Source organism: Pseudomonas simiae (genome assembly GCF_000934565.1).
GTDB lineage: Bacteria > Pseudomonadota > Gammaproteobacteria > Pseudomonadales > Pseudomonadaceae > Aquipseudomonas > Aquipseudomonas simiae.
In genome coordinates, this window is the sequence record NZ_CP010896.1 from 5,123,820 (window position 1) to 5,136,071 (window position 12,252).

11 protein-coding genes and 1 pseudogene are annotated in these 12,252 nt (G+C 60.7%); 4 read left to right on the forward strand and 8 right to left on the reverse strand.

The features are described from left to right. The first annotated feature begins 38 nt into the window (after positions 1–38). On the forward strand, positions 39–296 hold the full coding sequence (locus PF1751_RS23310) for a PA4570 family protein (RefSeq protein ID WP_003194088.1): 258 nt from the start codon (positions 39–41) through the stop codon (positions 294–296). Between the two features lie 135 nt (positions 297–431). Here PF1751_RS23310 and PF1751_RS23315 read toward each other — a convergent pair whose 3' ends face one another. Beyond that, a complete protein-coding gene (locus PF1751_RS23315; protein WP_010206497.1) occupies positions 432–1,049 on the reverse strand; it encodes a BamJ family beta-barrel-assembly machinery protein in 618 nt (205 codons plus the stop codon). Between the two features lie 386 nt (positions 1,050–1,435). Between PF1751_RS23315 and PF1751_RS29990 the strand changes: the two are divergent. Both PF1751_RS29990 and PF1751_RS29995 read left to right on the forward strand, forming a co-directional pair. After that, positions 1,436–2,365: pseudogene (locus PF1751_RS29990) on the forward strand (methyl-accepting chemotaxis protein); the annotation flags it as partial. Beyond that, complete coding sequence (locus PF1751_RS29995) at positions 2,357–3,220, forward strand: methyl-accepting chemotaxis protein (protein WP_370636473.1); 864 nt, start codon at positions 2,357–2,359, stop codon at positions 3,218–3,220. The pseudogene PF1751_RS29990 and the gene PF1751_RS29995, both read left to right, overlap by 9 nt. Before the next feature lie 636 nt (positions 3,221–3,856). On the opposite strand, the gene PF1751_RS23325 is transcribed toward PF1751_RS29995, so the two are convergent. From PF1751_RS23325 to PF1751_RS23340, 4 genes are read right to left on the reverse strand one after another with little or no spacing between them, the layout of a single operon-like run. Beyond that, a complete protein-coding gene (locus PF1751_RS23325) occupies positions 3,857–4,225 on the reverse strand; it encodes a glyoxalase superfamily protein (RefSeq protein ID WP_010206499.1) in 369 nt (122 codons plus the stop codon). Positions 4,226–4,254: 29 nt separating this feature from the next. Further along, complete coding sequence (locus PF1751_RS23330) at positions 4,255–5,718, reverse strand: N-acyl-D-amino-acid deacylase family protein (RefSeq protein ID WP_044287868.1); 1,464 nt, start codon at positions 5,716–5,718, stop codon at positions 4,255–4,257. 1 nt (position 5,719) lies between these two features. Continuing rightward, positions 5,720–6,580 carry a MurR/RpiR family transcriptional regulator gene (locus tag PF1751_RS23335; RefSeq protein WP_010206501.1) on the reverse strand — a complete coding sequence of 287 codons (861 nt, stop codon included), beginning with the start codon at positions 6,578–6,580 and terminating at the stop codon, positions 5,720–5,722. Between the two features lie 12 nt (positions 6,581–6,592). Next, positions 6,593–7,942 carry a GntT/GntP/DsdX family permease gene (locus PF1751_RS23340; RefSeq protein ID WP_010206503.1) on the reverse strand — a complete coding sequence of 450 codons (1,350 nt, stop codon included), beginning with the start codon at positions 7,940–7,942 and terminating at the stop codon, positions 6,593–6,595. 248 nt (positions 7,943–8,190) lie between these two features. Between PF1751_RS23340 and PF1751_RS23345 the strand changes: the two genes are divergently transcribed. After that, positions 8,191–8,571 carry a lysozyme inhibitor LprI family protein gene (locus PF1751_RS23345; RefSeq protein ID WP_010206504.1) on the forward strand — a complete coding sequence of 127 codons (381 nt, stop codon included), beginning with the start codon at positions 8,191–8,193 and terminating at the stop codon, positions 8,569–8,571. A gap of 122 nt (positions 8,572–8,693) precedes the next feature. On the opposite strand, the gene PF1751_RS23350 is transcribed toward PF1751_RS23345, so the two are convergent. The 3 genes from PF1751_RS23350 to PF1751_RS23360 all read right to left on the reverse strand — a co-directional run bounded on the left by PF1751_RS23350 (position 8,694) and on the right by PF1751_RS23360 (position 12,229). Continuing rightward, entirely contained in the window at positions 8,694–10,139 is a 1,446-nt protein-coding gene (locus tag PF1751_RS23350) for a SulP family inorganic anion transporter (protein WP_010206505.1), read from the reverse strand. A 196-nt stretch (positions 10,140–10,335) separates the two neighbouring features. Then, positions 10,336–11,229, reverse strand: a complete 894-nt coding sequence (locus tag PF1751_RS23355; RefSeq protein WP_021492160.1) for an NAD-dependent epimerase/dehydratase family protein — start codon at positions 11,227–11,229, stop codon at positions 10,336–10,338. Between the two features lie 103 nt (positions 11,230–11,332). Further along, entirely contained in the window at positions 11,333–12,229 is an 897-nt protein-coding gene (locus PF1751_RS23360) for a LysR family transcriptional regulator (protein WP_010206514.1), read from the reverse strand. Positions 12,230–12,252 lie beyond the last annotated feature (23 nt).

A 12,252-nucleotide genomic window follows, 5' to 3' on the forward strand; every position in this document is an offset into this window, starting at 1 on the left:
AATTATTCTCATTGAAATCCATCAAGGAGATGAGACCCATGACTTATTTGATAGACGCCTGGCTGGACCGACCACACCCTTACCTGCGGATCCTGCATCGGGAAACCGGTGAAGTCTGTGCGGTGCTGGAAGAAGAAGCGCTGAACGAACTGCAGGACCAGGGTGACCTGGACGTCAACGGGCTGAGTTCGAGCGAACCCGGTGTGTTGAAGGAAGTGGTGCGCAATCTGTTTCTGTTCTGCTATGCCCGAGCGTTGCGCCCGGCGACGGAGCTGAATGGCAAGTTCCATCCATGAGCGACCGCGCAAAACACTGTAGGAGCGAGCTTGCCCGCGAAGAACTTGAAACCGCCGCGCTACACCAGACGCGCGGCGTTATCGTTAACGTTTTTCGCGAGCAAGCTCGCTCCTACAGGTAATCAACAACAGGTCTTACAGAACGTCGAGCAGTTCGACGTCGAACACCAGAACGCTGTGCGGCGGGATGCTGCCAACGCCTTGAGCGCCGTAAGCCAGTTCGCTCGGCACGTACAGGCGCCATTTGCTGCCAGCATTCATCAGTTGCAGGGCTTCGGTCCAGCCGGCGATCACGCCGCCCACCGGGAATTCTGCAGGCTGGCCGCGCTCGTAGGAGCTGTCGAACACAGTGCCGTCGATCAAGGTGCCGTGGTAATGAGTGCGCACTTGGTCTTCACGGGTCGGCTTGGCGCCGTCACCTGCGGTCAACACTTCGAATTGCAGGCCGGAAGCCAGGGTGGTGATGCCATCACGCTTGGCATTTTCAGCCAGGAACGCCAGGCCAGCGCCCGCTGCAGCTTCAGCCTTGGCGGCCGCTTCGGCTTGCATGACTTCACGGATTACTTTGAAGCTGGCGGCCATTTGCTCTTGGTCCACACGGCTTGGCTTGCCGCCGAAGGCGTCGGTCAGGCCAGCCAGGATGGCGTCCAGGCTCACACCTGGTGGCGGGTTGTCACGCAGTTGGTCGCCCAACTGACGGCCGATACCGTAGCTGACGCGGGTTTCGTCGGTGGACAGATTAACTTCGGACATGAAGAGGCTCCGCTGTAGGACAACACTGGTTTTCCCAGGCTACCCAGAACTAAAAGGGCCCGCAGACTAGCACACAAGATCGCCCCATGATCAGCCCCCCTCCCCGCGCCACGACTGCAGTGCGCCTCTTCGTCGCACCCGGCAAATTAGCATTTCAGATTCAACGCCCGCCGCCGATACAGCCCTACACAGCAGCTGGCTCCAAAATCAATAACCGTCCAGCACACCCCATCATTCTTGCGGAGCATTCGATGAATAGCTGGTTCGGCAACATCAGCGTCAACCTCAAACTGGGCCTGGGCTTCGGCCTGGTGCTTGTCCTCACGTCGATTCTGGCATTGACCGGCTGGACCAGCCTGGGCGGCCTGATCGACCGCAGTAACTGGATGAGCGATATCACCCAGCTCAACGCGTCGTTGACCAAGCTGCGTATCGTGCGCCTGCAATACATGCTCGCCAACGGCGACGAAGCGGTGGCCCAGAACGTACAGACCAACCTGGACGCTTTCGCTGCCCAGCAGCAGAAGCTGATCGACAGCTTCAAGAGCCCGGAAAACCTCAAGCTGCTCAACGAGCAGAAAGCCATCATCACCGCTTATCAGCAGTCGCTGAACAAAATGCGCGAGGCCTACCGCAACGGCAACGCCTCACGCCAAGTGATGGGCGACAAGGCGGATATTGCCAATGCACAGATCAACGCATTGGAAACCAGCGTGAAGCAAATGCCTGACAGTTCGGAACACCTGGCGCAGTTCCAGGCGGTGGCCGACGCCAAGATGCAATTCCAGTTGGCTCGCTACGAAGTACGCGGCTACACCGGTAACGTCAGCCCGGAGACCGAAGCGCGCGCAGCTGCACAGATTGAAAAAGCCATCGCCGGCTTGAAAGACCTCAACGCCACCTTTGGCGCCAGCCAGCAAAGCGCGCTGACCGCATTGGAAACCGCCCTGGGTGCATACCGCAGCGCGGTGCAGAACTACAAGGCAGCCAACGCCAACATCGTGACTGCCCGTGCCGAAATGACCACCCAAGGCGCTGATATCGTCACAATCAGCGACAAACTGTACGAAATCCAGCTCACTCGCCGCGACGCAGAAAGCGCCCAGGCTCGCAGCCTACAATTGATCAGCACCTTGCTGGCCTTGCTGGTTGGCGTGATCGCCGCACTGGTCATCACCCGTCAGATCACCCGCCCGATCCAGGAAACCCTGGCGGTAGTGGAACGCATTGCCTCCGGCGACTTGAGCCACAACATCCAGGTCACTCGCCGGGATGAACTGGGCGTGCTGCAACAAGGCATCCAGCGCATGGGCACCACCTTGCGTGAATTGATCAGCGGTATTCGCGACGGCGTGACCCAGATCGCCAGCGCTGCCGAAGAACTGTCGGCCGTCACCGAGCAGACCAGCGCCGGCGTGAACAGCCAGAAGATCGAGACCGATCAGGTCGCCACGGCGATGCACGAAATGACCGCCACCGTGCAGGAAGTGGCGCGCAACGCGGAGCAAGCTTCCCTGGCCGCCGCCGATGCCGATGGCCAAGCCCGCGCAGGCGACAAGGTGGTGGCCGAGGCCATCGCCCAGATCGAGCGCCTGGCCGCTGAAGTGGCGCGTTCCACCGACGCCATGACCCATCTGCAACAAGAGAGCAACAAGATCGGCAGCGTGATGGACGTGATCAAGGCCGTCGCCGAACAGACCAACCTGCTGGCCCTCAACGCGGCGATCGAAGCAGCGCGGGCGGGTGAAGCCGGGCGTGGGTTTGCCGTGGTGGCTGATGAAGTGCGCGGCCTGGCCCAGCGCACGCAGAAGTCCACCGAGGAAATCGAAGGCCTGGTCGCCGGGTTGCAGAATGGCACCCAGCAAGTGGCCAATGTGATGAACAACAGCCGCAGCCTCACCGACAGCAGTGTCGAGCTGACCCGCAAGGCCGGCGTGTCGCTGGAGAACATCACGCGTACGGTGTCGAATATCCAGTCGATGAACCAGCAGATCGCCGCCGCCGCCGAGCAGCAAAGCGCCGTGGCTGAAGAGATCAGCCGCAGCATTGTGAATGTGCGTGATGTATCGGAACAGACCGCTACGGCGAGTGACGAGACGGCCAAGTCGAGTGTGGAACTGGCGCGGCTGGGCAGCCAGTTGCAACAGATGGTCAGTCATTTCCGGGTGTAAGCAACCAAAAAGCCGCCTCGGCCTAAACCCAGGCGGCTCCACTTCTCAGACCTTAGCGGTCATCGAAGCTGTCTCGCAGGAACTTCCAGACGTGATAAGCACGCAGGCAGTTCACGACGAGGTTCCACGTACGTCGTGCAAACTTAGACATACTCGGCCCTCCGTGAGTTAGGCCTTACCTCCAGCGCACTTACCGGAACACGTGAGCCTTTGGACGCGGGTCATCGCATCTTTGAGGCGGCCGGGCTAATGGGCTTCCCGCATGAATCCGGCACGGATTACTAGCCCGTGGCGATCAGTCCAGAATTCGCGCGCGTACCCGGCTCACCTAATAGCAACCAACGCAGAACGGGGTGAAGCCTAACCAAAACCCGCCATGAAGGTGTGACAGAAAGTGGTTAAATATCCAGTATTTGTTTCGAAGATTTACTGCAAGCTAGTGCAGCGGAAATCGACATAATGAAACGCTCAAGATTATCGGTGCCGACCATCGCCTAACCTTGCGCGATAAAATGACCGGCGGTAGTATCCTCCCGCGGGTCATCGCATCTTTGAGACAGCAACCCCAGCCACTAACTGGGATTGCAAAAAAAACCGCCCTACCAAGGCGGTTTTTTATTGCCTGCGATTTGCCCTTCAGCCCTCGCCTTCCTCGACAAACACCACGCGATTCCCGAACGGGTCCTTGATGCTCATCTCCCGCGATCCCCAAGGTGTTTCCTCAACCCCAGGCTTGGCATACCGATAATCCTTGCCCGCCAACTGCTGCTGATAGGCGTCCACCCCTTGCGCCTGGATCCGCACCGCAGCACCCGGCGAGGCATCGCCATGATGCTCAGTCAAATGCAGCACACATTCACCCAACGACACCTGCAAATACAGCGGGAAATTCGCCTCGAAACGATGCTGCCAATCCACCTTGAACCCCAGGAAATCGACGTAGAATTCCAACGCCTTGGCCTCGTCGAAAATCCGCAGGATGGGGGTGACTTTTCCTAAGTGCATGGCGACCGCTCCGTTTAAAAGAGCCCCCACTATAGAGACGAAAAACCCCGACGCAAATCCCCGCTGCGTGCCAGGAAGCGACCCGGCCGCTGACCGTTCGCCTGCCCCTCGCTGTAGCTCAGCACGCCGTTGATCCACACCCCATCAATACCTTCCGCCGCCCGCTGCGGCGCCTTGAAATCTGCCACGTCGCGCACACGCAACGGGTCGAACAGCACCAGGTCAGCCCAGTGCCCTTCGCGAATCTCCCCGCGCTCAGCCAAGCCAAACCGCGCCGCCGACAACCCGGTCATTTTGTGCACGGCAGTGTGCAACGGAAACAATCCGATATCCCGGCTGAAATGCCCCAATACCCGTGGAAACGCGCCCCACAAACGCGGATGCGGGAACGGATCCTCGGGCAACCCATCCGACCCGACCATCGACAGCGGGTGCGCCAGGATGCGCCGCACATCCGCTTCATCCATCCCGTAATACACCGCGCCTGCCGGTTGTAGCCGACGTGCTGCGTCCATCAATGAAACGTCCCACTCTGCGGCAATATCCTGCAAGTCACGCCCGCTCACTTCCGGATGCGGCGTCGACCAGGTGATGGTAATACGAAACGCGTCGGTCACCTGCTTGAGGTCCAGGGTCGAGGAACTCGCCGCATAGGGGTAGCAATCACAGCCCACCGGATGGGTTTTCGCCGCCAGTTCCAGCGAGGCCAGCAACTGCGGACTACGTCCCCAATTGCCGGCGCCGGCACATTTGAGGTGGGAAATAATCACCGGCACCTTGGCATGCCGGCCGATCAGGAAGGCTTCGTCCATCGCCTCCAGCACCGGCTCGAACTCACTGCGCAGGTGAGTGGTGTACACCGCACCGAACGCGGTGAGCTCTTCACTCAGTTGCAACACCTCATCGGTCTCGGCATTGAACGCACTGGCGTAGGCCAGGCCTGTGGATAAACCGAGGGCGCCGGCTTCGAGACTCTCGTGCAACTGCACGCGCATGGCGGCGATTTCATCCGCTGAAGCGGTACGGTGCAGGTCGTCCATATGATTGCTGCGCAGCGCCGTATGACCGATCAGCGCCGCGACGTTGACCGCCGGATGAGCCTTTTCGACCGCCGCTCGATAGTCGCTGAAACGCGGATAAACAAACGCCGAAGCGCTGCCCAACAGGTTCATCGGGTCCGGCGGATCGCTGCGCAACGTCACTGGCGACGCACTGATGCCACAGTTGCCGACAATCACCGTAGTCACACCCTGGCTGAGCTTGGGCAGCATCTGCGGCTGGCGGATCACCACCGTGTCATCGTGGGTGTGCACGTCGATGAAACCCGGTGCCAAGACGCGGCCACTCGCATCGATCTCATGCTCAGCCTGGGCGTTCGACAGGTCGCCAATCGTCTCGATGCGCCCGTCGCGCAGCCCCACATCGGCTACATAGCCGGGGGTGTTGCTGCCATCAATGATCAGCGCCTGGCGGATCAACGTGTCGTACTTCATATCAGTCTCCAAGCGGCAGGCTGTCGGGGCCGCCGCGATAATCGTCCAGGGCCAGCTTGATCCGGCGCAGGCGCTCTTGGTTGTCGTCTGGCAGGGCCAACGCCAGTTCGGTGGCGAGCAGGTCGATGGCCAGCAGCAGTCCGTAGCGCGCCGCGGTGGGCTTATAGATAAAACTGGTTTCGGCCGGTTGCAGCGGCAGCAAGACATCCGCCAACTGCGCCAAGGGGGAATCGGCCAGGGTGATGGCGACGATGCGCGCGTCGTAGTTGCGTGCCAGGGTCACCACGTCGAGCAACTCAGGGGTAAGGCCAGTCAGGGAGCACACAATCAACGCATGCTCGGGCCCTAGCGTCGCCGCCGTGACGCGCATCATGACCGGGTCATGGCAGGCGGCAATCGGATAACCCAGGCGCACCAGGCGCACCTGCAACTCATCACTGCACAGACTCGACGGACCGCCCATGCCGAACGCATGGATCATCCGCGCCTTGCCGAGCAAACTCACCGCATCGACGAAACTCGCCTGGTTGAACCCCGACAAGTGCTGACGCAACGTCGCCTCGATATCCCCCAGGATCTGCCGGTGAAATGCCGACTGTTCCGGCAACCCCGCAGGGTCGAGGAAGCGGCTGCCGACTCCACTGGCCTGGGCCAATTGCAGGCGCAAATCCCGCAGATCCCGACACCCCACGCTGCGCGCGAACCGCGACAAGGTGGCTGTGCTGACCTCGGCGCGCTGGGACAACTCTTCCAGGCTGGCCGATGCGGCAAACCCCACGTCATTGAGCATCAGCTTGGCGATACGCCCTTCGCCGGCGCTGAAGGCGTCCTGGCGGGCGCGGATCTGGTAGAGGATGTCCATGGGGTCTCCGGGTTACAAGATGCAGGACAGGCCATAAGTCAGACCGAAGGCGACCACGGAAATCAGAGTCTCCAGCACGGTCCAGGTCTTGAAGGTCTGGATCACCGTCATATTGAAGTATTCCTTGATCAGCCAGAAGCCGCCGTCGTTCACGTGGGAAAAGATCACCGAACCCGCGCCAGTGGCCAGCACCAGCAATTCGGGGTGTGGATAACCCAGGCCCATGGCGACAGGTGCCACCACGCCGGACGCGGTGGTCATGGCGACGGTGGCCGAGCCCGTGGCAATTCGCATCAACGCGGCAAACAGCCAGCCCATCACCAGTGGCGACAGCTGAAAAGCGTGGGCCAGGCCGAGAATTTCGTTGGTAACGCCCGCATCCACCAGGATGCGATTCAAACCGCCGCCCGCGCCCACCAACAAGGTGATGCTCGCGGTAGGAGCCAGGCATTCATTGGTGAATTTGAGGATCGACTCGCGATTGAAACCCTGCGCAATACCCAAGGTCCAGAAACTCACCAATGTCGCCACCAGCAGCGCAATCACCGAGTTGCCAATGAACAGCAGGAATTGGTTGAAAGCGCTGCCCGGGGAGGAAATCACGTTGGCCCAGCCACCGATCATCATCAGCACCACCGGCAACAGGATGGTGCCCATGGTCAGGGTAAAACTCGGCAAGCGGGTACGCGGTTCGCGGTCAATGAACTGACGTTCCAGCGGGTTTTCCGCTGGCAGATGGATACGCGGCACGATGAATTTGGCGTAGACAGGGCCTGCAATGATTGCCGTCGGGATACCGATCAGGATCGCATACAGCACGGTCTGCCCCACCGACGCGTTATAGGCCAGCACCGCCATCATCGCCGCCGGGTGCGGCGGCACCAGTGCATGCACCACCGACAGACCGGCAACCATCGGCAAACCGACCATCAGGATCGATACGCCGACCCGCCGCGCCACGGTAAAGGCGATCGGCACCAACAACACAAAGCCCACTTCGAAAAACAGCGGCAGCCCCACCAGAAACGCGATGCAGACCATCGCCCAATGCGCGTTGCGCTCGCCAAACCGGTTGATCAGCGTGCGCGCCACCTGCTCGGCACCGCCGGACTCGGCCATCATCTTGCCGAGCATGGTGCCCAGCGCCACCACCAGGGCGATATGCCCCAGGGTCTTGCCGACGCCCGCTTCGTAGGAGCCCATGATGGTGTCCGCCGGCATCCCGGCCATCAGTGCCAGGCCGATGGACACCAGGGTGATGACGATAAACGGGTTGAGTCGGTAACGTGCGATCAGCACGATCAAAGCAATGATGGCGATGGCAGCGTATGCCAACAGCCCGAAGCCCGGTGATGCGGCCATGCGGTACTCCTCGGAAAGGGTCACGTCGAATTGGTTGTGAAACTCATAAATCATTACCGAGGAGGATTTTCAATTTTTATGAAAGTAATTTTCGCCCATGGATAAGCGCTGTCGCATTGGGATATGCCCGACGTTCGCCGATGAAAATTCGGGGGGTGTTCTTACATGAAGATCAGAGGATGCCGGAAACTCAAGCGCCGCCATCGAGTCATAGAATGCGCCTCCACTCATGCCCAGGAAAACCGACCATGATTCGCACCTCCCTCGCTGCCAGCGCTATGTTTCTCGCCCTGTGCGGCACCGCCTCGGCGGCCGATAACGCAGCGTTGAAAAAATGCATGGACAGCGCCAACACGACCGCAGACATGGTCAATTGCAACGCCAAGGAAGCCAAGGTGCAGGACACGCGTCTGAACAAGGCCTACAAAACCGCCCTCGCCGCCCAGGAAGGCGCGCGCAAGCAGCAACTGCAGGACGTGCAGCGCCTGTGGATAAAATACCGTGACGCCAATTGCGGCTTCGCAGGCTCCGCGACCGGCGGCACCATCGACCAGGTCAACGGCTCCGCCTGTCTGCTGGACATGACCCAGACCCGCGCCCAAGAGCTGGAAGACCTGGTCGGGCCATAAGGAATGGCCCCCCTGTAGGAGCGAGCTTGCTCGCGAAAATCGTCAACGATAACGCGGATAACCTGAGTGCAGGTGGCGCACTCAAGTCTTTCGCGAGCAAGCTCGCGCCTACACGTTGGTGTTCAGTCGTGGTGAACCTTCGCGCGCTTGAGCAGCTTCTTGCACCGCTCCGACAGATGCAGCACCCGCAGATGCTTGCCGGCCTTGGTGTAACGCTCACGCAGGGTCATCAACGCGGCAATCGCTGAGTAGTCGACAAAGCTCAGGTGACGGCAATCCAGCGTCACCTGGGCCGGGTCGTTGGCCGGGTCGAACTGGTTCAGGAACGGCGTGGTCGAGGCGAAGAACAACGTGCCATGCACGCGATAAAGCTTGCTGCCATCGGCTTCCAGGTGCTCATCCGCATACAGCTCTCGCGCTTGTTGCCAGGCGAAATTCAACGCCGCTATCACAATCCCGCACAACACCGCCGTGGCCAGATCGGTGAACACGGTGATGACCGTCACCGCGAGAATCACCAGCACATCATTGACCGGAACCTTGTTGATCACCCGCAAGGAGGCCCAGGCGAAGGTCTGCTGGGACACCACGAACATCACGCCCACCAGCGCCGCCAACGGAATGCGCTCGATAAACGGCGACAGAAACAGAATGAACAACAGGATCATCACCCCGGCAAACACGCCGGACAAACGCCCGCGTCCGCCGGAGCTGAGGTTGATCACGGTTTGCCCGATCATTGCGCAGCCGCCCATGCCGCCGAACAGGCCGGAGACCATATTCGCCGCGCCGAGGGCCACGCTTTCGCGGTCGGGGTAGCCGCGGCTCTCGGTGATTTCGTCGGTGAGGTTGAGGGTGAGCAGGGTTTCCAGCAAGCCGACCATGGCCATCAGGAACGCATAGGGCGCGATGATGCCGAGGGTTTCCAGGGTCCAGGGAATCTGCGGCAGGGAGAAGGTCGGCAGGCCGCCGGCGATGTGGGCCATGTCGCCCAACGTGCGGGTCGGCAAGCCCAGCAGGTACACCGCCAGGCCCACGCCAAGGATCGCCACCAACGCGGGCGGCACGGCGCGGGTGATGCGCGGCAGCAGGTAGACAATGGCCATGGTCACCAGCACCAGGCCGATCATCACGTACAGCGGCGTGCCGCTGAGCCACTGTTCACCGCTCTTGAAATGTTCCAACTGCGCCAAGGCAATGATGATCGCCAGGCCGTTGACGAACCCCAGCATCACCGGATGCGGCACCATGCGCACCAGCTTGCCCAGGCGCAGCAGGCCGAAGGCGACCATGATCAGACCGCCCAGCAACACCGTCGCCAACAGGTATTCCACACCGTGCTGCACCACCAGCGCCACGATTACCACTGCCATCGAGCCCGCCGCACCGGACACCATGCCGGGGCGGCCGCCGAACAACGCGGTCAGTGTGCAGATGATAAAGGCGCCGTAGAGCCCCATCAGCGGGTTGAGGTGGGCCACCAGGGCAAAGGCGATGCATTCGGGCAGCAATGCAAAAGACGTGGTGAGGCCGGCCAGGGCATCGGCGCGCAGACGGGTGAGGTTCATGAAGTACCAGGGTAATGCGGAAGATAAGGCAGGGAATGGTACGGAATTGAGGGAGGTGGGGCTAGTAATGTGTAACATCAGGTAAACCGAATCGCCGCCATCGCAGGCAAGCCCGGCCCCCACAATTGATGTGTGAACACAGTCCAATGTGGGAGCTGGCTTGCCTGCGAAGGCGCACCGCGGTCTTAAGCGAACATCACACCATCTCGTTGCGAATCCACTCCACGACCGACGTACGTTTCGGCGCCCAGCCCAGCCGTTCACGGGCGTGCTTGCCACGCACTCGGCTGTTGGAACCCAAACCATAGTTGGCCATTTCATAACCCCACTCGGCTTCGGCGTCGGCCAATGGCCAATCCTGGGGTTTGCCCAGGTTCAGGGCTTCGGCAATGGCGGTGGTCATGTCGATAAACGCCGCTTCGCTGCTTTCCACGAAGTAGAACGTGCCCGGCACATTCTTGGTCAGCGCCAGCAAATACAACGCCACCACATCTTCAATGTGCACGTTGGACCAGATGTTCTGCCCGCTGCCCACATGGCGCACCACCCCACTCTTGCGTGCCTGCTTGAGCAGACGCGGCAATTGCACGCTGTCGCGCTTCACGCCCAGGCTGTGGCCGTAGATCAACGTGTTGCAGATCACCGCCGAGTTCACGCCTTCTTTGGCTGCGGCCAGGATCAGGTTGTCGATGGCCACGCGGGCGGCCTTGTCGACGGTCGGCTCAGGCAGGTTGTCCTCGAAGTAGATGACCTCGCTGGACTTGCCGCCCGACGCATCACCCACAATGCTTGAACCGCTCGTGTGCAGGAACGGCTTGTTCGAGCCCTTCAACGCTGCCAACAGCGTTTCCACGGCGGCGCGATGGTCGCTGCTTGCGGCATTGATCACCGCATCGGCCTTCTGCGCTTGTTCGGTCAGTACGGCGGTGTCGTCCAGGCTGCCGATCACCGGAGTGATGCCCAGGGCGGTCATCTCAGCGGCTTGTTCGACACTGCGCACCAGGCCGGTAACGCTGTGGCCAGCCTTGACCAGGCCAGTTGCGATGGATCCGCCGATAAAACCTGCGGCGCCGGTTACAAATACCTTCATGGAGAGTGCTCCTGAGTGAGTCAGTGATGGGGCCAGTATCAAGGGCCGATCCCTGACGAATAAGCCCCTGTTGCCCAATTCACTCTTGCGCGAAGGTCACGAATCAGCAGGCATACCGCGCCAGCTTGACCTGGATAAAGTCCAGGAAACACTGGATACGCAACGCCAGCTGCGAGTTCCGGTAGAACACCGCGTGGATCGGCTGGCGATAACCGCTGTTGAACGCCTCAAGCACCGGCACCAGACGCCCGGCCTCGATGTCGTCGATGGTCATGAAATTAGACAGGCAGCAAATACCCTGCCCCGCCAACGCCAACTGACGCACGGTTTCACCACTGGACGCTGCCACGCCGGGCTGGATCAGCCAACGGTCACCTTCCACATGGCGCAACGGCCAGTGGTTGAGGGTTTCGGTCTGGGTAAACCCCAGCAGGGTGTGGTCCGCCAATTCGGCAACCGTGGTCGGCGTGCCGTACTGCTTGAGGTAGTCGGGGCTGGCGAGGATATGCAGTGGCGTACACCCCAGCGAGCGTGCATGCAGGGTGGAGTCGGCCAACGCACCGATGCGAATGGCGATGTCAGTGCTCTGTTCCAGCAGGTCGATGATCAAGTCATCGCTGTTCAGCTCCAGTTGGATGTCCGGGTAGAGGCTGCGAAACTCCGCGATATACGGCACGATCCCATGCAGCATGAACGGCACCGCAGCGTTGATGCGCAGGCGCCCCGCCGGCTTTTTCTGACGCGACGACAGGCGTTCTTCCAGCTCATCCATCTGCGCCAGGATCACCTTGGCCTGCTCGAAGAAGTATTTGCCCTCCTCGGTCAAGTCCATCCGCCGTGTGGTGCGGTTGATCAGCGTGGTGTCGAGCTTGGCTTCCAGGCGTGACAAGGTGCGGCTGACCGCCGAGGGCGTCTGCCCGACCTGTTCGGCAGCAGCGGAAATCGAACCGCATTCAATGACGCTGACGAAGATCTGTAGCTCATCGGATCGGGCTTTCACAGGCGCTCCTCGTTATCGGTTCC